This is a genomic window from Shewanella sp. SW24 (genome assembly GCF_025653395.1).
GTDB lineage: Bacteria > Pseudomonadota > Gammaproteobacteria > Enterobacterales > Shewanellaceae > Shewanella > Shewanella oncorhynchi.
Window position 1 is genome coordinate 1 of record NZ_JAKKSH010000040.1, and the last position, 24,190, is coordinate 24,190.

Annotated in this window: 19 protein-coding genes and 1 rRNA gene; 15 read left to right on the plus strand and 5 right to left on the minus strand. The window is 47.0% G+C overall.

From position 1 onward, the window contains the following. From L5M17_RS21165 to L5M17_RS21175, 3 genes are all read right to left on the minus strand, one after another. Positions 1-338: ribosomal RNA gene (locus L5M17_RS21165) — 16S ribosomal RNA — on the minus strand; the annotation flags it as partial. Between the two features lie 950 nt (positions 339-1,288). Continuing rightward, positions 1,289-2,194: a helix-turn-helix transcriptional regulator gene (locus L5M17_RS21170; protein WP_006083558.1), complete on the minus strand. Its 906-nt coding sequence runs from the start codon at positions 2,192-2,194 to the stop codon at positions 1,289-1,291. Between the two features lie 55 nt (positions 2,195-2,249). Beyond that, a complete protein-coding gene (locus L5M17_RS21175; protein ID WP_168827777.1) occupies positions 2,250-3,122 on the minus strand; it encodes a formate dehydrogenase accessory sulfurtransferase FdhD in 873 nt (290 codons plus the stop codon). 337 nt (positions 3,123-3,459) lie between these two features. On the opposite strand from L5M17_RS21175, the gene L5M17_RS21180 reads away from it, so the two are divergent. The 8 genes from L5M17_RS21180 to L5M17_RS21215 all read left to right on the plus strand — a co-directional run bounded on the left by L5M17_RS21180 (position 3,460) and on the right by L5M17_RS21215 (position 12,046). Further along, positions 3,460-3,924, plus strand: coding sequence for a DUF3305 domain-containing protein (locus tag L5M17_RS21180; RefSeq protein WP_105250549.1), 465 nt, complete (start codon positions 3,460-3,462; stop codon positions 3,922-3,924). Beyond that, entirely contained in the window at positions 3,924-4,604 is a 681-nt protein-coding gene (locus L5M17_RS21185) for a DUF3306 domain-containing protein (protein WP_263149060.1), read from the plus strand. The genes L5M17_RS21180 and L5M17_RS21185 overlap by 1 nt, the downstream gene beginning before the upstream one ends. 189 nt (positions 4,605-4,793) lie before the next feature. Then, on the plus strand, positions 4,794-6,455 hold the full coding sequence (locus tag L5M17_RS21190; RefSeq protein WP_263149084.1) for a 4Fe-4S binding protein: 1,662 nt from the start codon (positions 4,794-4,796) through the stop codon (positions 6,453-6,455). A 10-nt stretch (positions 6,456-6,465) separates the two neighbouring features. After that, positions 6,466-7,143, plus strand: coding sequence for a molecular chaperone (locus tag L5M17_RS21195; RefSeq protein WP_263149062.1), 678 nt, complete (start codon positions 6,466-6,468; stop codon positions 7,141-7,143). A 137-nt stretch (positions 7,144-7,280) separates the two neighbouring features. Beyond that, the gene (locus L5M17_RS21200) at positions 7,281-7,478 is read left to right on the plus strand and encodes a twin-arginine translocation signal domain-containing protein (RefSeq protein ID WP_198781412.1); all 198 of its coding nucleotides are present in this window, start codon (positions 7,281-7,283) and stop codon (positions 7,476-7,478) included. Positions 7,479-7,495: 17 nt separating this feature from the next. Then, positions 7,496-10,345 (plus strand): molybdopterin-dependent oxidoreductase, encoded by a 2,850-nt coding sequence (locus L5M17_RS21205; RefSeq protein WP_253989774.1) that lies wholly within the window; start codon positions 7,496-7,498, stop codon positions 10,343-10,345. A 26-nt stretch (positions 10,346-10,371) separates the two neighbouring features. Next, positions 10,372-10,968, plus strand: coding sequence for a formate dehydrogenase FDH3 subunit beta (fdh3B, locus tag L5M17_RS21210; RefSeq protein WP_011074129.1), 597 nt, complete (start codon positions 10,372-10,374; stop codon positions 10,966-10,968). A gap of 49 nt (positions 10,969-11,017) precedes the next feature. Beyond that, entirely contained in the window at positions 11,018-12,046 is a 1,029-nt protein-coding gene (locus tag L5M17_RS21215) for a formate dehydrogenase subunit gamma (protein WP_263149066.1), read from the plus strand. Positions 12,047-12,069: 23 nt separating this feature from the next. Here L5M17_RS21215 and L5M17_RS21220 read toward each other — a convergent pair whose 3' ends face one another. Continuing rightward, positions 12,070-12,249, minus strand: a complete 180-nt coding sequence (locus L5M17_RS21220) for a hypothetical protein (RefSeq protein WP_263149067.1) — start codon at positions 12,247-12,249, stop codon at positions 12,070-12,072. Positions 12,250-12,721: 472 nt separating this feature from the next. On the opposite strand from L5M17_RS21220, the gene L5M17_RS21225 reads away from it, so the two are divergent. The 6 genes from L5M17_RS21225 (at position 12,722) to L5M17_RS21250 (ending at position 21,379) form a co-directional block, all read left to right on the plus strand. Continuing rightward, a complete protein-coding gene (locus L5M17_RS21225) occupies positions 12,722-12,922 on the plus strand; it encodes a twin-arginine translocation signal domain-containing protein (RefSeq protein WP_253989766.1) in 201 nt (66 codons plus the stop codon). A 17-nt stretch (positions 12,923-12,939) separates the two neighbouring features. After that, positions 12,940-15,792 (plus strand): molybdopterin-dependent oxidoreductase, encoded by a 2,853-nt coding sequence (locus L5M17_RS21230; protein ID WP_173497709.1) that lies wholly within the window; start codon positions 12,940-12,942, stop codon positions 15,790-15,792. 29 nt (positions 15,793-15,821) lie between these two features. Beyond that, on the plus strand, positions 15,822-16,391 hold the full coding sequence (gene fdh3B / locus L5M17_RS21235) for a formate dehydrogenase FDH3 subunit beta (protein ID WP_105250558.1): 570 nt from the start codon (positions 15,822-15,824) through the stop codon (positions 16,389-16,391). Between the two features lie 79 nt (positions 16,392-16,470). Then, positions 16,471-17,454 carry a formate dehydrogenase subunit gamma gene (locus L5M17_RS21240; protein ID WP_105250559.1) on the plus strand — a complete coding sequence of 328 codons (984 nt, stop codon included), beginning with the start codon at positions 16,471-16,473 and terminating at the stop codon, positions 17,452-17,454. 450 nt (positions 17,455-17,904) lie between these two features. Further along, on the plus strand, positions 17,905-19,488 hold the full coding sequence (locus L5M17_RS21245; protein ID WP_263149069.1) for a methyl-accepting chemotaxis protein: 1,584 nt from the start codon (positions 17,905-17,907) through the stop codon (positions 19,486-19,488). 499 nt (positions 19,489-19,987) lie between these two features. Then, on the plus strand, positions 19,988-21,379 hold the full coding sequence (locus L5M17_RS21250; RefSeq protein ID WP_263149072.1) for a tetratricopeptide repeat protein: 1,392 nt from the start codon (positions 19,988-19,990) through the stop codon (positions 21,377-21,379). A gap of 72 nt (positions 21,380-21,451) precedes the next feature. Here the strand turns inward: L5M17_RS21250 and L5M17_RS21255 are convergent, their stop codons facing one another. Beyond that, positions 21,452-22,363, minus strand: a complete 912-nt coding sequence (locus tag L5M17_RS21255) for a bile acid:sodium symporter family protein (protein WP_263149075.1) — start codon at positions 22,361-22,363, stop codon at positions 21,452-21,454. A gap of 380 nt (positions 22,364-22,743) precedes the next feature. On the opposite strand from L5M17_RS21255, the gene L5M17_RS21260 reads away from it, so the two are divergent. Beyond that, on the plus strand, positions 22,744-24,081 hold the full coding sequence (locus L5M17_RS21260) for a coproporphyrinogen III oxidase family protein (RefSeq protein ID WP_105250563.1): 1,338 nt from the start codon (positions 22,744-22,746) through the stop codon (positions 24,079-24,081). The last annotated feature ends 109 nt before the right edge of the window (positions 24,082-24,190 follow it).

The window sequence follows — 24,190 nt, forward strand, 5'->3', positions numbered from 1 at the left end:
TCTGGGCCGTGTCTCAGTCCCAGTGTGGCTGATCATCCTCTCAGAACAGCTAGGGATCGTCGCCTTGGTGAGCCATTACCTCACCAACTAGCTAATCCCACCTAGGTTCATCCAATCGCGGAAGGCCCGAAGGTCCCCTCCTTTCCCCCGTAGGGCGTATGCGGTATTAGCAGTCGTTTCCAACTGTTATCCCCCTCGACTGGGCAGATCCCTAGGCATTACTCACCCGTCCGCCGCTCGCCACCTCAGRAGTAAACYCCCTTGTGCTGCCGCTCGACTTGCATGTGTTAGGCCTGCCGCCAGCGTTCAATCTGAGCCATGATCAAACTCTTCAATTAAAGTTTTGTTGCTTCMGTCTTGCGACTTCAGCGGCTCAATGAATTCTGATTTTTTGTTTCTARCTAAAGAAACAAACTGTACATATTACTATGAACACTCATTGTTACATTGATTTAAATTTTTGACTGCCAACCCGAAGGCTAAGCAGTTTCGATTAACTCAACACCTGTGAGTGTCCACACAGATTTCTTGTTTTATCTTGTTAAAGAGCAACTCAATATTCGTAAGAGAACTTGAGTACCACACTGAGCGTCGAACGCTTCCAGTTGGCTAGGGCTGCGTATTCTACGCATTTCCCGTTTCGCGTCAAGGAGTTTTTAACAACTTCTTGCTGCGCTTGAATCAAGTGCTTAAAAGCTAATCAATTCAACTTAACTCGTCAGCTGGCTTTCGCTGTCTGCCGTGTCAGTGGATGCGCATTATAGGCAGCAGGAGATTTTGCGCAACCCCTATTTTAAGGAAATTTGCAGTTAATTCTAATTATCTAATCTAGCCACAAGATACCCACCACTTACCCCCAAAGTTATCCACAAAATAGCGCTTTATCTGTAATTTGGCCCAATTGATTGCCAGCGTACAGTATCAAGACAAAGGGATCATGAGCATGAATGCTATCAGATTTAAATGAGAATAACGGCTGCTCGAACCGGAATATCTCACCTCCACTTTTATATAGAGTCGTTAATGGGAGAATGACGGGGAACAACAGAAGAAGATGGCACTCTGAGTGTATTTGGCGATGAAGATACTTTACCTATATATAGTAGTTGCCTCCCATCAACCCACCATAGAAAGTCGAAACAACGTAATCAGCAATATAAAGAGGGTCTCTTTGATACTTATTCGTTAGTAACTGGCTACATTAGATATCAGCATGTAGTAGCAGTAATAAGTAGTTCAGAAGACCATTCAACTCTATTCACCTTAATCCATTACCGAGTTGAGTGGATTAGCTCGCACTCCATAGCAGTTGTCCGCAGTCGGTAAGATCATAGCCACCAAGTAGTGCCGCCATTTGCCTCGAGTGACCACTCGCCAACATAGTAAAAAGTTGTTGAAGCTGACGACGGAAGTAAATGCTTTGCGGCATAACGAAATCGAAAGACTCTTTAATCAGTGGCACGAAACTTAAACCACTTTCCAAAGCCACAGATTGACAACCAAAACCAATATCGGCATCACCCCTAGCGATATAACCCGCCAACTCGCGTTCACTATAGGCAGTTAGCACGACATTAAGTTGATCTAAGCGAGCACCTTGCTTTAACAACCAATGCTCTAAGTGCTGTTGGCTACCTGCGCCCCCCTGACGACTCACCCAACGCCAAGGCAAGTTCACGACTTTATCTTCTTCTTGGCATCTATGGTGCATATCGGCACGCATGATCAACCCTTGCTGACGGGAGTAACCATGCACCATGATCCATTGTTGATGGTTGTTATAACCTTTAAGTAAAGCTGGGTGGCGAATATTTCTATCCTCCATGCTACCCCAGTGTAAGGTGCACACATCGGCATAACCTTTAGCAAGCAACTCTAACCCTAAGCGTGAACCTGTTGCGCTGTAGCTTATCAACTCACGGCTACCAACTTGCGCCATCAAACGCGCCACCAGCATAGATAATAGTGGATCGTCACTACCAGTGATCAATAAACGGTCGGTCAGCATGCCACTGTGGCAAGAATCCATTACCCAACGGTCGATTAACACTTTCGGAAATAGCCATTTACCGGTGATTTTAGTGGCGGGGAGAATTCTGTCATTAGCCATGGCGTAGACTTTTTTCTCATTAAGATCTAAATACTCAGCCACTTGCTTCGCGCTCATGTAGACCAATTCACTGGCAGACGTCATCTTGTTTCCTTGTCTTATTCTTCGTTACTGCATGTAAGTCTTAGCTGACTTGAGGCTAAGGAGCCGTATTGGCATCAAACTGCAGATTTTCACTACCGTGGTACACCAAAAAGTGACGACCTTTGGCGCGGGCAATAATAGTAATACCCAACTGCTGCGCTAGTGCTAAGCCCATTTGAGTCACGCCACTGCGTGATAGCAAAATAGGGATCCCCATTTTAGCGACTTTAATCACCATTTCCGAAGTTAAGCGGCCAGTGGTATAAAATATCTTATTATCGCCGCGATCCTGTGTCAGCCACATATCCCCAGCCAAAGTATCTACGGCATTATGACGGCCAACATCCTCGACGAAAGCCATAATTTTATCGTCTTCGCACAAGCCACAACCGTGCACAGCACCCGCATTTTTATAGGTTTCATTATATTCGTTGATATTTTTCAATAAGCTATAAAGGGTGCTTTGCTTAAGACTTGGCGTTGGTAAATTGATGCCGTCTAAATCTTGCATAAAACTGCCATAAACCGTGCCTTGACCACAGCCTGATGTCACCGTTTTTTCGGAGAGTTTCTCATCCAGATCGGCGGTTTGTTCACGGGTAACCACAGCTGCAGAACTCACATCCCAATCGACGATAACAGAGTCCAGTAAGTTCACATCCGAAATAAAGCCTTGGTTCTTAAGATAACCTAACGCCAGTGACTCAGGTTTCGCCCCTAGGGTCATAAGTGTCACTATTGGTCGCCAGTTCAAATACACGGTAAGCGGACGTTCGCAGGCGACAAATTTATCCAACACTTCCCCGGCTTCATTCACTGCTTTTACAGCAATGGTTAGCGGTACTTCCACTTGAGTTCTCACAAAAGAACACTGATGCTGAGTTTTTTGAGAAGGATTGGCTGCCGCTATTTCGCTATCTGTGCTCATGTTGTTATCAGGAATAGTGATATTTTCAGAGATCATAATGTTACCGCTTAACGAGTCATGGCCAGAGCATAGCAATATTTATACCTAGACATAAAAATTGGGGTTAAATGCGTGATCTGCCGCAATGCTGATTTTTCATTAGCCCTTTTATGTCCCAAACAAAATCCTGTACTGGACAAAATGTCCAATTTATAGGGTGTTTTTGATGATCTAGCTCAAACTAATCCACTATGTTTACTGGCACCAATATTGCAGTGACCTTTTATCGCAATTTGTTGGTAAAACCGAACCGTTCACTCTACGGTTTGTCCATCAACACGGCTGAGACGGAGAGACAATGCAACATACAACTAGTGTTTGGCCTATGTACGTTTCACTCAAGAAAGTAGAGAAGCAAGTTGGCCGCTGGACCTCAGTACAATGGGAAATTGATCACCTACTTCCCGCCACTCATCAAGCCCCAGACGATGCAACCTTAGTGCTACTCGAACTGCACAAAGACGAACGCGCCAGCTATCGCCTCAATCTCGATTTAGATAACGCCATGCTGTATTTAGTATGTGATGAAACGGCCGATGGCACTTGGATACCGGCGGCATTATCGGCGGATCAGAATGTCGCGGCGGGTTGCCTTGAGGGCAATACCCCTGTCCTCAACTTATTGATGCCAAAAGCTATCGCTTGTTGGATTGAAGCCTTTATCACCCAATATGGTGAAGTCGAAATTGCCGCTCATCGCCGTAAACATGTCGATGGCCGTAATAATCAAGGCCCAAGTCACGATCCATTGCGGAGGGACTAATGGCTGAATCCATACAAAAAACAGGCGGGCTACTGAGTCGCTGGAACCAACGGCGCGAACAAGTTGCAGCAGAGGAAGCGCGAGAGGCTGACGGGGAAATCACACCTCAGGAGACCATCGTAGCCGAGCCCACTATGGCAGTTGAGCAGCTTCAACCCACAGAGTCAGCCATTGAACCTAATACTGCAGAGCATGACGATCCTAATCGCATCCTCACTGCAGCGGATTTACCCAATCCCGACGAGATTGAAATAGGCGGCAGCTTTGCAAGTTTTATGGGCGCCAATGTTGACCCTGCGGCTAAATCTGCAGCGCTACGTGCACTGTGGAAACAACCGCATTTCAACGAGATAGATGGGCTTTTGGAATATGCACTCGATTACAGTAATCAACCGAAACTCAGTGCAGAAGTCTCAGCTGAATTAATGCAAAAAGTCTTCCGTTACATAGCCGAAGACAGCGAGACCTCGGATGAAGAATCAGCTGCTTTAGCCAAACAAACTGAAGAAAGCAATCCATCCGCGAGTCTTGATGTAAGCGAAACAACAACTCATGAGACTAATGAAGTCGAAGTCGAATGGGCAGCTGAGCCGATAACGGACAATTTGGATGGGGAGACTGATGACCTACCCCAAAATGCACCAGAGCCCTTAGCTCAGGTACATACCCGAGTTGTTTAACGTCAGTTTAGCTAATTTTAATGTCCGTAACTTTGGTATGTGAATTGCTGTACTAAGATATAAAAAAGCTTAGATAAAAGCAGAAAAGGCAATGACTTACTTATTACCAGCCGCCTAAATCTGCCCAGATACAGTAAAACAAGAAACAGCCAAAGTACTGTTCAGGAACGCAATGTGAGCACTTATTTGATGACCAATCAAACCCAAGAAGCGTTAAAACAAGCGCGACAACAGGTATTAACGCAAACTCAGATGTTGCAGAATCTGATCCCGCCAACTGTCAGCTATACCACCGAAGGCAATGTTCTTATTATTGGCCCAGAAGATCTGGCTCGCCTCGCCGCGGACAAATTGTCCACTATGGCCCATAGAGTGATTTTAGCCAATGAAGCCATTACCAGCCAAGATGAAGCGCACCTAGAACGTGTCATGGCAGCGGCAACTGATGTCGAAAGCTATTACAACAAACTCATTGGTGTAAAAGGCTTTTTAGGCCAATTTCAAGTCAGTGTTGAACATCAAGATGGTGCTGCCGAACTCAGTTTAGTGTCAATCCGTAAACCCCATTTCGATATCGTGCTCGATTTGAGCAGCGCAGCTTGTTTGAACTTAGAAATGCTGCCACCCGGCTATTTTTACGTAGGCCAAGACGCTGAAAAACTCGAAGATGCCCTTGCGCAAATTCCCGATCTCATAGGCCAATTTGATAAGCCGCGCTACGTCAAAATTAACCCAGATATCTGTGCCCACGACCGCAATGGCATTAATGGTTGTAATCGTTGCCTTAACTTCTGCCCAGCCGATGCGATCAGCAGTGTCGCGAAGAAAATTGAAATCGACCCCTATCTTTGTCATGGCGCAGGTAGTTGTACCAGCGCTTGCCCAACGGGTGCCATCAGTTACGATTTACCTACGCCACAAGCTTTACATTCATACCTGAATAAAATCGTTAGTCGCTTTCGCGAGCAGGCCCAAACCGCGCCGGTAATTTTGTTCCACGATAATGCCGTCGGTGCCGACTTGATCACCGATGACTTAGCCGGTGACATCATTCCCGTTGCCCTCGAAGAAATTACCGTGGCTAGCCTAGATCATTGGTTATCCGTCCTCGCTTGGGGGGCGCGCCAAGTGCTAATCCTCAACACCGACGCGACTGCACCAACCCTAACGCAAATGCTTAAAGGTGAACTGTCCTTAGCCAACAGTATTTTAGATGAGATGGGCCAGCCGCAACGTATCAGCCTTATCGATCCGAGCATGCTTAGTAATTTACATCCGATGCTCGATATCAGTTTAGATTGGCCCGTGATCGTGCCCGCCGCCTTTGCGTCGACCACGAAACGCAACACACTATTTGAGGCGATAGACCACCTCAATAGCCAAGCGGGTGAAATCGATACTTGTCTGGGGCTCAGCAACATCCCCTTTGGCAAAGTCAGTGTCAATGTCGAGAAATGTACTCTCTGTATGTCCTGTGTGGCAATTTGCCCAACCATGGCATTACAGGATGGTGGCGACAAACCTGCGCTACACTTCATTGAACAAAACTGTGTGCAATGCGGTTTATGTGAGGCGGCCTGTCCTGAGAAAGTGATTAGCCTGACTCCGCAAATTAATTTTGATAAAGCTGCCCGTCAGCAACAACACACCCTGAAAGAAGAAGCTCCCTTCGAATGTATTCGCTGCGGCGCTCCTTTTGCGACCCAATCTATGGTGCATCGGATGCTGGATATGGTCGGTGCACACAGCGCATTTTCAGCCAATATTGAGCGCTTGAAGATGTGTGGCGACTGCCGGGTAAAAGACATGTTTGAAGACATTCTTCAAGATCCTGAAAAGCAACTGCGATAAGAGATCCGCTATGACCGAATCAGTAAGACAAGTTTCAGAAAACGATCAGTTGAGAGCCGATATCTATCAACTGTTGGCCGCCCTATTACGCCGTCATCCCAGCCCGGAATTACTGCACTTTTTGGCTAATCTTGAAATTGATGCCAATGAAGACAACGAGATGACTAAGGCTTGGTTATCTGTACAACTGGCTGCAAAGCAGTTCAGCAGTGAACAGCTAGAGGACGAATATTTTGCCCTATTCCTCGGCGTAGGTTGTGGTGAGATCCTGCCCTACGGCAGTTGGTTTATGACGGGCTCATTAATGGATAAACCATTAGCACTGCTGCGCCAAGACTTAATGCAGCTGGGGTTTGAGCGCGAAGAAAACGTGAAAGAACCCGAAGATCACGTGGCTGCACTTTGCGAAGTGATGGGCACATTGATCCTTGAAGCCCCAGGCTACCGTCAACTGGCCTTTTACCAACGTCATATCGGCAGTTGGATCGGCCGTTTCTGTGACAATCTAGCCAAAGCGCCAAGTGCGGCGTTTTACGCAACCGTTGCCCATCTGGCAAAGGCCTTTTTCGAGATGGAAGCCAGCGCGTTTGAGCAATTGAGCTTAGATATCCCCGTCAATTGTCCAGGCAGTGCCGACTTACAACCGGCCGCAAGTGATTTAGAAAAACAAGTGGAATTAGTCAATTAGCGCTTTGACTCCGCTTGCCATGTTTTTGTACTAAGGTGAGTAAATTCACCTTTAGCAGAAAAAAGAAAGCCTCAGCTTTCGCAATAACCGAGGTGGTCACACTTGTACCACCTTATCTAGTAACACAAGGAGACACTATGAAGAAGCAAGCTTCCGACATGGGCCGTCGCCAACTGCTTAAAGCATTGGCACTGGGCAGTGCGGCGGGGGCGGTAGCCACTGTGAGCAGTCAGGCATTAGCCTCAACGCCAACGGTTGCCCCTACCGAACCTAAGAGCGAGAACTATCGCGAAACCGACCATATTCGTAGTTACTATGCGTCGCTTAAAAACTAACCAGAGGAGAGTATGTGATGCGATTAACCCGCAAAACAGACCAGGTTGTTGAGCCTAAAGCGCCCGCCCTAGGTCTTAATCGTCGCCAATTCTTAAAATCCGCAGGTCTTGCCACCGGTGGTATCGCCGCAGCATCTATGCTGGGCACAGGCATGATGCGTAAAGCAGAAGCTAAAGATATCCCCCACAATGCCCCAACTGAAGTCAAACGTACCATTTGCTCCCACTGCGCTGTGGGCTGTGGTATCTATGCTGAAGTGCAAAACGGCGTGTGGACAGGACAAGAACCCGCATTCGATCATCCCTTCAACCAAGGTGGACACTGCGCGAAAGGTGCAGCACTGCGTGAGCATGGCCATGGTGAAAAACGCCTGAAATACCCGATGAAGTTAGAAGGCGGAAAATGGAAAAAGATCTCTTGGGATCAAGCGATTACTGAAGTTGGCGATAAGATGGCTTCCATTCGTCAAGAGTCAGGCCCAGATTCAGTTTACTTTATGGGTAGCGCCAAGTTCTCTAACGAACAAGCTTATTTATATCGCAAATTTGCGGCATTGTGGGGCACGAACAACGTCGACCACTCAGCCCGTATTTGTCACTCTACCACAGTAGCCGGTGTTGCTAACACTTGGGGCTACGGTGCGCAAACCAACTCAATCAACGATATTCGCAACTCAAAGTGCATCATGTTTATTGGGGCAAACCCCAGTGAAGCGCATCCTGTTGCCATGCAGCATATTTTGATTGGTAAAGAACGCGGTGCCAAAATCATCGTTGTTGATCCCCGTTTCACCCGTACTGCAGCGAAATCTGACGAGTACGTGCACATTCGCCCCGGCACAGATATCCCCTTCATTTATGGCCTGTTATGGCACATTTTTGAAAACGGCTGGGAAGATAAAGAGTTTATCAAACACCGCGTCTATGGCATGGATCGCATCCGCGAAGAAGCCAAAAAATACACCCCAGAAGAAGTTGAACTGGTTGTAGGTGTGCCTAAGGCACAAATGTACCGCGTCGCCAAGATGATGGCCGAAACCAAACCTGGCACTATCGTTTGGTGTATGGGTGGTACTCAACACCACGTGGGTAACGCTAACACTCGCTCATACTGCATGTTACAACTCGCTTTAGGCAACATGGGTGTACCTGGCGGCGGCACTAACATTTTCCGTGGCCACGATAACGTGCAAGGCGCAACCGACTTTGGTTTGTTATTTGATAACTTACCGGGTTACTACGGTTTAACGACTGGCGCTTGGGCACACTGGACAAATGTGTGGGATCTAGATCCTAACTGGGTTGCAGCCCGTTTCGATCAAGGCGAATACCTAGGACAAAAACCGCAAACCTCTGCGGGGATTCCTTGTTCGCGCTGGCACGATGGCGTGTTAGAAGATAAATCCAAGATAGCGCAAAAAGACAATATTCGTCTGGCGTTCTTCTGGGGACAATCGGTCAACACTGAAACCCGTGGTCGCGAAGTGCGTGAAGCGTTAAACAAAATGGATACCGTCGTCGTTGTCGATCCCTTCCCAACCATGGCGGGTGTGATGCACCAACGTCAAGATGGGGTGTATTTGCTACCCGCGGCTACCCAATTTGAAACCTACGGTTCAATCTCTGCCACCAACCGCTCAGTTCAGTGGCGCTCGAAAGTGATAGAACCTCTGTTCGAATCCCTGCCTGATCATGTGATCATGTGCAAACTCGCTAAAAAGGTTGGAATAGATAAAGAGCTGTTTAAACATATCAAAGTCAATGGTGATGAGCCTTTGATTGAAGATATTACCCGCGAATTTAACACAGGTATGTGGACTATCGGTTATACCGGACAAAGCCCAGAGCGTTTAAAAATGCACCAGGAAAACTGGGGTACTTTTGATGCTGACAGCCTAGAAGCCCCCGGCGGTCCAGCCAAAGGCGAAACCTACGGCTTACCTTGGCCTTGTTGGGGCACACCAGAGATGAAACATCCTGGCACCCAGATCCTGTATAACGAAGCCAAACATGTTAAAGACGGTGGTGGTAACTTCCGTGCTCGCTATGGTGTGGAACATGAAGGCAATAATATTCTTGCCGAAGGTACTTACTCCAAGGGCAGCGAGATCCAAGATGGCTATCCAGAATTTACCGCCGACATGCTCAAGCAATTAGGTTGGTGGGATGATCTGACCGAAGACGAGAAAAAGCACGCCGAAGGCAAAAACTGGAAAACTGACATTTCCGGTGGTATCCAACGTGTTGCAATCAAGCACGGCTGTATCCCTTACGGTAACGCTAAGGCTCGTTGTATTGTATGGACGTTCCCAGACGATATTCCACGCCATCGCGAACCCCTTTACACGCCTCGTCGTGACTTAGTCGCTAAATACCCAACCTACGAAGATCGTATGGTTGCGCGTTTACCAACACTGTATAAGTCAATTCAGGACAAGGACTTTGCTAAAGACTTCCCACTGGCGCTCACATCTGGCCGCTTAGTGGAATATGAAGGCGGCGGTGAAGAATCCCGTTCGAACCCTTGGTTAGCTGAACTACAACAGGAAATGTTCATCGAAATGAACCCTGCTGATGCGGCAGATCGTGGTATTCGTGACGGTGACAATGTCTTTGTTCATGGCCCAGAGGGCGCCAAAATCACGGTTAAGGCTATGGTGACACCGCGCGTTATTGCCGGTGAATGTTTTATGCCATACCACTTTGCTGGGGTGTTTGAAGGTGAAAGTCTCGCGAAAAACTATCCAGAAGGTACAGTGCCTTACGTGATAGGCGAATCTGCAAACACCATTTTAACTTATGGCTACGACGTTGTGACTCAGATGCAAGAAACTAAGTCCAGCCTCTGCCAAATCAGCAAAGCCTAACCTACTTGATGAGGAGATAAGCCATTATGGCAGTCATGAAATTTCTATGTGACACCAAACGCTGCATCGAGTGTAACGGTTGCGTCACTGCATGTAAAAACGAAAACGACTCCGCTCTCGAGTGGGGTATCCAACGTCGCCGCGTGGTGACGATTAACGATGGTCAACCCGGTGAAGCCTCAATTTCAGTGGCATGTATGCACTGTACCGACGCTCCTTGCATGGCCGTATGTCCGGCAGATTGTTTCTACCGCACCGACGATGGCATAGTGCTGCACAACAAAGATACCTGTATCGGTTGTGGTTATTGCTTCTATGCTTGCCCGTTTGGCGCACCACAATTTCCGAAAAAGACCGCCTTTGGTAGTCGCGGCAAAATGGATAAGTGTACTTTCTGTGCCGGTGGCCCAGAAGAAACCTTCTCCGAAGCCGAGCATAAAAAATATGGTGCCAACCGTATTGCCGAAGGTAAGTTACCTATGTGTGCGGAGCTTTGCGCAACCAAAGCACTGCTTGCGGGTGATGCGGAAGTGGTATCAAACATTTACCGTCAACGTATGGCCTCTCGAGGCAATCCTAACGTGATTTGGGGCTACAACCCCAAAACAGGTGAGATTAACTAAGCAGAGCGAGGGTTAGGGAGTGATCCCTAACCTCTGGCAAGGAGTGACAATGTTAAACAAACAGTTCAACAAATCACTGCGCAGTCTGTTTGCTCTGATGGTACTCGTGATGGGATTGGGTCTAGGTTCAGCGATGAGCGCAAGCCCAGTGTACGCAAGCGATCAGCAATCGAGTCAACAACAGGCGAAAGCGCAAACCAGTGATGCCGATCTTTGGCGCGCGGTAAAAGCAGGCGATGCCGGCTATACCACGGCCAAAGGCGTAGAAACTGGGGTGTTGATTAATGTTGCCGGTAACCAAGGTAAAGAACTGAGAAATCAATATATCACCCCGATTATGGCCTTAGCCGTTACGGGCGTTTTTGGTGCTTTCTTATTGTTTTATCTGGTGAATGGTCCCTCAAAACTCAGCCACGGCTTCTCGGGCAAGATGGTTGCTCGTTGGTCAAAGGCGGATCTGTGGATCCACTGGGTTATGGCAATCAGCTGCCTAGCACTGATGTTTACTGGCTTAACCATTATGCTCGGTAAGCATGTAGTACAAGAGCTGCTTGGGCCTGATATTTGGGCGCCATTGATCTACGGCAGCAAAACTATCCACGATTGGGCAGGCCCCATCTTTATCTTGGCTTGGATTGCCTGTGTAGTGAAATGGATGCCGCTGCAAACCTTTAAGATGTACGATCTAAAATGGTTTTTAGTGGTCGGGGGCTATATTAACTTTGGTCCCTTCAAAGGTAAGCACCCCGATAGCGGTTTTGCTAACGCCGGTGAAAAAATGTGGTTCTGGACACTGATGTTGTTTGGTTTATTCATCAGCGTATCTGGCATCATGTTGGTATTACCAGGCTTAGATTTACCCCGCGAAGCCTCTATGGGCGCGCTGCTGATCCACTCTATCAGCGCCATTATCTTGATTGCCTTTACTATAGTGCATATTTGGATGGCGACCGTACTGAGCGAAGGCGGTATGGAGTGTATGAAGTCAGGCTATTGTGATGAAAACTGGGCAATCCAACACCATAATCTCTGGTATGACGAAATCAAAGCCAACGGCAGCTTAAAGTATAAAGACTAAGTTAAACCGCAGCTTTTACATCCTCAAAACACCCCGCCTCGCGGGGTGTTTTTTATTCGCACTGTTCCCCTCGCATTAATACCAATCGTATTAAATATATGTTCATTCAGCGGGAGTTCAACGCGCTTTAAACAAGGCGAAGGCTTGAAGGCATAGTGGTGCTCTGTCGAAAGCCTTAAACGCAGTATAAAGCGCGTTGCCATGCCGTTAACATCAGCCGCCCTTCGGGAGCCTCACAGGCATCCCACTCCCGTGTTGCATTGACTTAAAAGGGAATAACCATTTCTGCGTCAATGCGCCTTGGATTGAGATGCCTGTGAGGCTCTGAACTGATTAGATATTTAATGTAATTGGTATAATTCAACAGTACAAAAAATTAACAACTGAAACAGCGAGATACAAAAATCCACCAACGCCATCCTCCCCAGTAGTTCACTAAACTATGAGCGAGTTAACGCTTTAAGAGAACGGCTGCCGATTTCAGGGCTGCAAACTGTCCTAGATCAATTCCTACTCAATCCTTTCCTACTATATTGCCGTCACGCGCGATGATTCATGGCAAACAAGATGATTTCATTATCTTTTCCACCACTAATCTTCACTTTTTGATAACAAGATGAACCCCACAAAAAGCCGTGCGATCTCAAAAACTAAACCCTAATTTCAGGAGTCAGCATGAAGCAGCAACCCAGCGATTTATCTCGCCGATCTTTGCTCAAAGCGCTCACCGTCGGCAGCGTAGCGGGTGCCGCCATTGCCGCAACCGGCATGAGCGTGGCACAGGCCAGCGAGAGCAGCAAGGTAACCACTAAAGAGTCAAAGGGTTACCACGAAACTGCGCATATCAGCAGCTATTACGATAGCTTGCGCAGCTAATCTAGGAGAAGTCAGCGATGAAGTTAACTCGCAAGTCCAATGTTGCCACAGTGGCAGACAAACCGGCGTTAGGCATCAGCCGTCGTCAATTTATGAAGCACGCAGGTATCGCCACAGGTGGTATTGCCGCAGCATCTCTGATGGGCACAGGCATGATGCGTCGTGTCGAAGCCAAAGAAGTGCCGCATGATGCGCCAATCGAAATCAAACGTACTATTTGTAGTGCCTGCGCCGTCGGTTGTGGCCTGTATGCCGAAGTACAAAATGGTGTGTGGACGGGCCAAGAACCCGCATTCGACCATCCATTCAACGCTGGCGGTCACTGCGCGAAAGGTGCTGCACTGCGTGAACATGGTCATGGTGAAAAACGCCTGAAATATCCAATGAAATTGGTTGATGGCAAGTGGAAAAAAATCTCTTGGGAAGATGCTATTAACGAAGTGGGCGACCAAATGCTCAACATTCGTAAAGAATCTGGCCCAGACTCAGTGTACTTCATGGGTAGCGCTAAGTTTTCTAACGAAGGTTGTTACATGTACCGCAAGTTGGCGGCTATGTGGGGCACAAACAACGTCGACCATTCAGCTCGTATTTGTCACTCTACCACGGTAGCCGGTGTTGCTAACACTTGGGGCTACGGTGCGCAAACTAACTCTTTCAACGATATCCAGAATGCTCATGCCATCTTCCTGATCGGGGCAAACCCAGCAGAAGCGCATCCCGTTTCGATGCAACATATTCTGATCGCTAAAGAAAGAAACAACGCCAAAATCATCGTCGTTGACCCACGTTTCTCTCGCACTGCAGCGCATTCAGACTTGCATTGTGCAATTCGCCCAGGCACTGACATTCCTTTTATTTACGGTATGTTATGGCACATTTTTGAAAATGGTTGGGAAGATAAAACCTTTATCAAGCACCGCGTATTCGAGATGGAAAGTATCCGTGCTGAAGTGAAGAAGTTCCCACCTAAAGAAGTCGAAAACATCACTGGTGTGAGCGAAGCCGAGGTTTATCAAGCGGCTAAATTAATGGCTGATAACCGTCCTGGCACTGTGATTTGGTGTATGGGTGGAACTCAACACCACGTGGGTAATGCCAACACTCGCGCTTATTGTATTCTGCAATTAGCACTGGGCAACATGGGCGTTTCAGGTGGCGGCACTAACATTTTCCGTGGCCACGATAACGTACAAGGCGCAACTGACTTAGGTTTGTTATTTGATAACTTACCCGGTTACTACGGTTTGACCTCTGCAGCATGGAGTCACTGGACCCATGTTTGGGATCTGGACATGGCATGGGTGAAAGGTCGTTTCGATCAAACAGCCTACCTTGGCAAAGATCCAATGACGACACCGGGTATTCCTTGTTCTCGTTGGCACGATGGTGTGTTAGAAGATAAGAGCAAGTTAGCGCAGAAAGATAATATCCGTATGGCGTTTTTCTGGGGACAATCGGTCAACACTGAAACCCGTCAGCGTGAAGTGCGTGATGCCTTAGACAAGATGGACACAGTCGTCGTTGTCGACCCATTCCCAACGATGGCAGGTGTTATGCACCGTCGTAAGAATGGCGTGTATCTGCTGCCTGCGGCAACTCAGTTTGAGACTCACGGTTCAGTATCTAACTCAGGCCGTTCTATCCAGTGGCGTGAGCAAGTCATCGAGCCACTGTTCGAATCTAAAACTGACATCGAAATCATGTACCGTTTGGCCCAAAAACTGGGTATTGCCGAGCAGTACACTAAACGCATCGCGATTGAAAATGGTTTACCTGTGATTGAAGAAATCACCCGTGAAATCAACCGCGGTATGTGGACTATCGGTATGACAGGTCAAAGCCCTGAGCGTATCAAGTTACACACCCAAAACTGGGGCACTTTCAGCAACAAGACGTTGGAAGCCGCAGGCGGCCCAGCTAAAGGCGAAACCTACGGTTTACCTTGGCCATGTTGGGGTACGCCAGAAGCTAAACACCCAGGCACTCAGATCCTCTATAACCAAGCCAAACACGTTAAAGACGGCGGTGGTAACTTCCGCGCCCGTTACGGTGTTGAATATAAGGGTCAAAGCATTTTAGCCGATGGCACTTATTCTAAAGGCGCTGAAATTCAAGACGGTTACCCAGAATTTACTGCCGATATGCTCAAACAATTGGGTTGGTGGGATGATCTGACGGCGGAAGAAAAAGCGGAAGCCGAAGGTAAAAACTGGAAAACAGATTTGTCAGGCGGCATAGTGCGCGTGGCGATCAAGCACGGTTGTATCCCCTTTGGTAATGCTAAAGCTCGTTGTATTGTTTGGACTTTCCCTGACCAAGTCCCTGTGCACCGTGAACCGTTATACACAGCACGTCGTGACTTAGTGGCGAAATACCCAACCTATGACGACATGCAAGTACACCGTCTCCCTACGCTGTATAAGTCTATCCAAGACAAAGACATGAGCGGCAAGTACCCGTTGGTACTGACATCGGGTCGTCTGGTTGAATACGAAGGTGGTGGTGAAGAATCTCGCTCCAACCCTTGGCTGGCTGAACTTCAACAGGAAATGTTCGTTGAGATAAGCCCTGCCGACGCTGCCGATCGCGGCATTCGTAACGGTGAAGACGTCTGGTTAGAAGGCGCCGAAGGTGGCCGTATTAAGGTACAAGCCATGGTTACCCCAAGGGTAAAACCCGGCGTTACCTTTATGCCATATCACTTTGCGGGTGTGATGCACGGAGAAAGTTTAGCGCCTAATTATCCAGATGGAACAGTGCCTTACGTTATTGGTGAATCTTGTAACACTGCGCTGACCTATGGTTATGACCCTGTGACACAAATGCAGGAAACCAAGGCATCACTCTGTCAGATTGTTAAAGCGTAAGTGCAGCTTAAGCTAGGAGAATTGCCATTATGGCTACAATGAAATTTTTGTGTGATACCAAGCGCTGCATCGAATGTAACGGTTGTGTCACTGCCTGTAAAAACGAAAACGACTCCGCTCTCGAGTGGGGTATCCAACGCCGCCGCGTAGTGACGATCAACGATGGTCAACGTGGTGAAGCCTCAATCTCTGTCGCCTGTATGCATTGCTCAGATGCACCTTGTATGGCGGTTTGCCCAGCAAACTGCTTCTACAGAACCGACGATGGCATAGTGCTACACGACAAAGATGCCTGTATTGGTTGCGGTTACTGCCTGTACGCCTGTCCATTTGGCGCACCTCAGTTCCCGAAAAAAGGTGCCTTTGGTAGCCGCGGTAAGATGGATAAATGTACCTTCTGTGCCGGTGGCCCAGAAGAAAACCACTCAGATGCAGAGCGCCAAAAATACGGTTCAAACCGTATTGCCGAAGGCAAACTGCCTATGTGTGCAGAACTGTGCGCGACTAAAGCCCTGTTAGCGGGTGATGCCGAAGTGGTTTCAAGCATCTTCCGCGAGCGTGTGGCTTATCGTGGTGCTAAAAACGCGGCTTGGAATTAATTCAGGTCAACAGGATCTGTCCACAGACTTAGCTTAGCGCCTATCTAGGTAGGCGCGACTAAGTGAGAGAGGATGTATGATGAACAAATGGTTCAAACACATAGGTTTAGCCATAGCACTATTATTTAGTGCTGTGTGTATAGCCAATGGTGGTGATGAACTGGCGAATCAAGTTCAACAGTCTGATGCCCAAATTTGGGCGCAACTGAAGGATGGTGCCACGGGATACACTACCTCCCAAAGTGAGTTTCATGCTCAGCCGATCAATACCTATGATTTACGAGTATTGGAGCTGCGTAGCGACTGGTTAGCGCCTGCCTTAATGGCAGCACTATTCGGTATGATCATTATCTTTGTCCTATTTATAAAGGTGAATGGCATCTCCAAGCTGCACCATGGTTTTTCAGGCAAGTTAGTGCATCGCTGGTCTAAGTTTGATGTTTCAATCCACTGGTTAGGCGCGATCCCATGCTTACTGTTGATTTTAACAGGCTTAACCTTATTAGCAGGTCGCTTCTTCTTCCAACCTTGGTTGGGTGAAGGCATCTGGGAAGCAATCGTCTATGGCGCGAAGCAAATCCATGACGTGATGGCGATTCCCTTCATGATAGGTTGGGCATTGATGACCACCCTATGGGCGAAAAACCAGCTGCCAAAAATGTACGACGTAAAGTGGTTCATGGTAGTAGGCGGTTACATTAACTTTGGTCCGTTCAAAGGTAAGCACCCAGATGCAGGTTTTGCTAACGCGGGTGAGAAAATGTGGTTCTGGGCATTTGCCCTGTTTGGATTAGTGATTTCGGCCTCGGGCATGTTATTACTCTTCCCTAACCTGTTCGAGCCAAGCCGTACATTAAGCTTGATCGCCCTGGTACTGCATTCAGTGAGCGCTATCGTGATCTGTGCTTTCTCTATCGTACACATCTTCATGGCAACTGTGATGTCAGAAGGTGGTATGGAATGTATGGTGTCAGGCTACTGTGATGAAAACTGGGCAAGCCAACATCACAACCTATGGTTTGATGAAATCAAAGCCAACGGCACGCTTAAATATAAAGAATAAGACTGAAATCTAGTTGTAGGTATTCAAAAAATACTTAGCCACTAGCAAACGTAGAGCCTCCGTCAATCACTACTGGCGGGGGCTTTTATTTCAGCATGAGTCATCGGCTTTAAGTATATGTCTGAATTACATTTTGAATCATTTATAGCATTTGAGTACGAGATCACAAAGACCAATTTAAATGCTAAATCACTGTAAAAAAAATTGCATGTATCATAGGTATTTAATAATAAAAACAATCATCTAGATAAAATTTGAATTTAAACAACACAACATTTCGTAACTTAGCAACCAACCAGATGCAACACCAATAAAACAATTCAATTAAAAACAGTATCTTAGTAGAAATTCCCATAAAATACTCTCTTGCTGGCTAGCTCACGCGCACGCTAAAATTACCTATAGTGTAATTAAATTACGCATTGCTGCTTTTTATCCTAGAAGGTCACCATGTTTAAAAATGCCAAAACCAGTACATTGACGGCATTGCCATCAGTGTTTACAAGTATCTTACTGATCATCATAGGTATTTCGTGCTATCGCAGTTTTAACGAACTCGGTGAGACCAGTAAAAGCCTAGTCGACAACACTCAGCTCGCAGAAACTTTCACTACAGTACGAGAATCCTTTTTTGAGCTGCGCTTAGCCACCTTAGTCCACAACGGTAAAGCTATCGCCGATCAACAACATAATGTCGCACAACTTGTCTCTCAACTGACCAAATTTAATACCGACTTCATGGGCGCTGATGCTCAAGCTATTCACACTCTTTTACCACAAACAGAACATTATGTTCGTCTCTACCAAGAAGAACTGGCACTCGCTAAACAAACTGGAGCAGTACCTGAGCTAACCGCTGAGCGTGCAGCGCTCGGGCCTAAGGTCAGTAATCAAATCAACCAATTAGTCGCGCTGATCACTCAGCGAAATCATGAGTTAGGCAAACAAGCTGAAGATAAAGTCACCTCAACAGAAAGCATCCTACTGGGATTGATCTTGTTCGCGATTGTAGCGTCACTCTTCAGCGCCCTCATTATGAGTAAACAACTCGTCCACATAATCAATGAGATAAAACGGGTAATGGAACGTCTTGCCCATGGCGACCTAACTCATAAAACAAATATTAAAGGACAAAATGAGCTCTGCTCACTCGCAGAAGATCTCGACAGCGTGATAGGTAATCTACGTGAAATTATGTCTGAAATTACCCAAGCCTCGGATCATATGTCCGACCAAATTGGGCAATTGAATGTACAGTCAAATGCCAATAATCATGCACTGCAAATCCACGCCGTCGAAACAGACCAAGTCGTGACAGCCATGACTGAAATGAGCGCCACGGCCCATAATGTCGCGGGTGATGCTGCATCCGCAGCCCAGTTTACTCAACAAGCAAATGCGCAAGCGGATAAATCAAAGCAAGCCGTCGAACAAGCTGCCAACACTGTGATAGCCTTGGTCGCTAAAGTCGATGTCGCTGCTGATGCGATTAATGATATGAACGAAAATACCCGTCATATCGCCGCGATTTTGAATGTAATAGGTGAAATTGCCGATCAAACCAATCTGCTAGCGCTTAATGCAGCCATCGAAGCCGCCCGTGCAGGTGAACAAGGTCGAGGCTTTGCTGTTGTCGCCGATGAAGTTCGCTCACTGGCCGCACGCACTCAAGCAAGTACCGCAGAAATCAACCAGATGCTGGAACAACTTTATCTTGGTGCCAATGCCGCCGTAACCGCAATGGAGCAAACGAAACACAGTTGCCAGCAAGCCGCCGATACCACCAATCTAGTGACGGAAAACCTTGATACCCTGACCACTTATGTGTTCGATATTAATGGGCTCAGTAATCAAATTGCCACCGCAGCAGAAGAGCAAAGCGCTGTGACCGAAGAGATAAACCGTAATCTGACCACCATTAGTGAAATGGTCGATGAACTGAATCAAAGCGGTAAAGCCACCCTCAATAGCGCAACCTCTTTGGCCGCGACGAAGGAACAACTCGTCGGCGTGGTCTCGCATTTTAAGCTTTAGGTTTAGGCTCCCTGAAAAAAGCTTTTAAATCTGCGGCCTAATAACAAAAATTATTGGGCTGTCAGATTTTTAGATGAGATATAAGGCGAGTCACACACCTGCAATATAAATCGCAGCCAAGAAAAATAACCTATTATTAATACTGTATTTTTAGAAAAATTATTTACCAAAAAATGATTAAATTGATTCAGTGTCAACAGTGCTAAACCAATAATAAGGGCGTGAAGCCTATAGTTCAGCAATGAAGATACGTATTGCCCATCTCCCACTCCCACAATATTAAATACCACTAAAAAACTTCGGACTCAGCTAATCAACGATTAGCTATCGTCGGCTTCCATGTAACGCCAACACACGGCAGTGCTACCGCTGCAATTCATCCGCCTGTCCATAACACAGTGGTAAACCGCAAGGCTTGCTTGTAGCATAACAAACCACTATGTTAGCCAACTTCAATCGCACTACCGCTTGCAAGTACCCGCTTAACGACAAGGATGTTATGAAGATATTCACTATTGCTACTCTCCTATTACTGTTGACCGTAAGCTTTGCAGCAACCGCAGAAAAGTCCGCGCTGGAACAGTTATTTGAGCAACAACAATACGACGCTTTCTTGCAACAAGCACAGCAGCAAGCAGCAGAGAACAATGCTGAGGCGTTATTCTTACTGGGTAAAGCCTACCATCTCGGCCGTGGCGTCACGCAAGACAATGCCACCGCCAGCCAATACTATGAACAAGCCAGAGCCTTAGGTTCGGCCCGTGCCAGCCATAATCTAGGCAGCATGGCGCTGGATAATGATAGCAAAACGCAGGCCATCCCCTTGTTAGAAGAAGCACTGGCGCAGGGTCTTAAGCTACCGACCTTATATAACCTAGGACGAGCACACAGTCCGGCAGATCCCAGCTCAAGGTTCTATCTAGCGAAAGCAATCACTGCGGCGCAGCAAGCGGGGAGTTACTTTGGGCAAGCCTTTGAACTCCAACCCGATAACCTCTATCTGGATAATGCCTCACGCGAGTATCTGCGCGCGTACTTAATGGCGATGCAAAGTGTCGGCAGCGAAAGAGAAAGTCTCGACATCCCGCAGTTACGCCAGCAAGCCATAAAGTGGCTAGAATTGGGTATGGCAGCAGATGATGGTACGGCGTGGACAAACTACGGCGCTCTGCTGTTGAATGAAAATGACTACAGCGGCGCGAAAGCCGCATTTTTACAAGGTGCTAAGCGTCAAGTTGCCATAGCTAACTATCATTTAGGCAGCATGGAAGAGCGCGGTTTGGGCGCAGAAGCCGATAAAGTGAAAGCACTGGCATACTTCGAGAAAGCAGCGTTAGCCGGCATGGAACAAGCTAAAACGCCCGCATATAATCTGCTTAAGGCACAACTGGAATATGAAGACGATCTCACTAAATTGGAACAGGGCATTGCCCGCTTTAATGCACTAAAACAGCAAGATGAGTATGTTCCCATCTCACTTGACTCAGTTATTCATCGGCTAGCGTGGGGTAAGTTTCTGGCACAGCAGCGACAACAGATTATTTCGCTGCGAACAGCGGCCAAAACCCAATTAAGCTTGCAGGCCTGTGGTTTAGGCTACAACCAACTGCATGGCAGCACATACAATATTGGAGAAAACTCTCACTGGCGTATGGCGGCGTATCTAACCTTAGCTGACAAAATCGCCTTACCACTAGAAGGCAGAGTCGATGAACATGGCTGCGCCAGTTTAACGATTACCATGACAGATCAGCTGTATCACTTGTTACAACAAGGTGCCGTATTCGGATTACGCTTTCCCAACTACACACTGCCACTGGCATTAAGCCGGCAAGAAAATATCTTGCAGCTAACACTCATGCCTGTCGAGACCCCATTACCGGTTAATTAGTCACAGCATTTTAAGCCTGTGGCCTCGCTTGCTAGGCCACAGGAATTATCTATTTTCGACAGCAACATCTTATTAATCTTGCGATTCCCTCGCCCAATATCCCGCCAACATGGCGCCAGACAAATTATGCCATATCGAGAATATCGCGCTGGGAATGGCAGAAATAGGACTAAAGAATTTAATACATAAAGCAGTGGCAAGACCGGAGTTTTGTAGGCCAACTTCGATGGAGATAGTTTTACAGACTGTGTGGTTAAAGCCTAATAAACGGCAACAGAAATAGCCTAAGGCGAGACCAAGACCATTATGTAAGAACACGGCCAGCAGAATAATGGGGCCAACTTTATCAAACTGATTGGCATTTAACGCCACGATAATCGTAATCGCCATCACAATTGCCAAGATAGAAATCAGTGGCAATGCAGGAGCGACTTTAGCCACCAGCGATTTAAAAAAATGATTGATAATCACGCCAACGCTGACAGGGATCAGCACAATTATCACTAAACTCAGCAGCATATCGGCGAAGGGTATATCGATCATTTCCCCAATCAACAGCTTAATAATCAGTGGTGTTAACACCACGCCCGCTAAGGTTGATAGTGCCGTCATGGTTATCGATAAAGCCACGTCACCTTTCGCTAAATAACAGACCACATTAGAGGCGGTGCCGCCTGCAACACTGCCCACCAACACCATGCCTATGGTGAGTTCCCTATCTAACCCTAATAACAGGCTGATCAATAATGCACTGAGCGGCATGACCGAAAATTGCAGCACGAGTCCTGCGAGTACAGCATGTTTCTGTTTGAATGCATTAGCAAAATCCTGAAGATCTAAAGTGAGCCCCATAGAGAGCATGATGATCACCAACAGCGGCACTATGGCGGATTTAAGCTCAGTAAACCAACTAGGCATCAGATAAGCTGTCATTGCGCCTATCAGTGCCAACAGCGGGAAGAAACGGTTTACGCTTGCCAACATAGTGGGCCCTTTACATCAAGAGGTTATTTTTATCGTTCGGATGATGACAGCCGTCCCTTGGATAGACAAGCGCTAATCCGCCAGCAACAAAATGCCTAGAATGGTGATTTTCAATCTCAGCATTTAGACTGACGCGGTAAGCTAACCCCGCAAATCTACAATAAATTCCGCTAAAAAATGTATGATAAAAATGCATTCTCAATCGCTAAAACATGATCTGCTTAACAAAAAGCCCGTGATTTCCTTGTTAGGAAACCGTAACTTATAACCAGTTCACGTTTTAACAATTACATACGAGGTAGTCTTATTGCGCTAGGTGGTCGTGAATTACCTAAAGCAATTTCGGTGTTTACGGTTAGCACTCTCAGATAGGAATCGTTATGTCATCAGTTATTCAAACGCTCAGCGGCGCTATCGCAACGCCTTATCAAGCGAATATTACCGTCCCTAACTGGATGCTCGGCTCGATGGAACGGGTCATGCAGTACTATGTCGATAAGAATCTTCGCCTCGATACGCTTTCCGCAGAAATGATGCCAGCACCGGTTGAAGGCAAAAAATATATGCTATACGCACATATTCCCTTCTGCCATACCCTGTGCTCTTACTGTACCTTCCACCGTTTTATGTTTAAGGAAGACAAGGCGCGTGCCTACTTCATCTCATTACGTAAAGAGATGGAAATGGTCAAGGCCCTCGGCTATGACTTTGAATCTATGTACATTGGTGGTGGTACCACCACGGTATTAGAAGACGAATTAGCCCGTACCATAGAACACGCTAAAACCCTATTTCCTAGCATTAAAGAAGTCTCCTGCGAGTCCGATCCGCAGCATTTAGACAGCCCAGGCTTTAAACAGCTCAAAGGCTTAGTGGATCGCATGTCTATCGGCGTGCAAAGCTTTAATGACGATATTTTAAAAATGACCGACCGACTCGATAAATTCGGCACGGGTCAGCAAACCTTCGACAAGATCATGGGTGCCAAAGAGTTGTTCCCTATTATCAACGTCGACTTGATTTTTGGTTTCCGCGGCCAAACCGATGAAGTGATCCAACACGATCTCGACATGGCATCGCGCTTAGACCCAAGACAAATTACCACCTATCCGCTGATGATCACTCATCAAACCCGTAAGAGCGTTAAAGGCAAATTAGCGGCGCCGCAAGCGGATATGGCAAACCAATATCGCCAAATATTAAACAGTCTTAATGGTCAATATAATCAATTATCTGCATGGGCATTTGGTAAAACCGATGACGAAGGATTTGACGAATACGTTATTGATTACGACGAATACTTAGGGGTAGGTTCGGGCTCATTTAGTTTCTTAAATGACACGCTTTATGTGAACACTTTCTCGCTACGTAAGTACCAAGAACGCATCGCAGCGGGTCAAATGGGTGTCGAGCAACAAAAGAACTACAGCAAAAAAGACGTGATGCAATATCGCTTTTTGCTGGGCATGTTCTCCGGCCGTTTATCGCGTAAATATTTCCGCGAAACCTTTGGCGTCAATTTAGATACCGCCTTATTTAAAGAAATGACGTCGATGAAACTGATTGGCGCCATCAAAAACGACCCAACAGATCCCGACAATCTGATCGTCACCGATAACGGCAAGATGATGGGTCTATTGATGATGAAAGAGTTTTACTCAGGCATGGATAACGTGCGCGCCCAGTTGCGTAAACCGCTCAAACCCTGTGATATGTAACACTTATTGATGATTGTTGATTCATAAAGACTAAACAGGCCCTTCGAGGGCCTTTTTGTTAACTCGGTTTAAAGGTAATCTTGCCCAGTACTATTAATTGAGCACAATC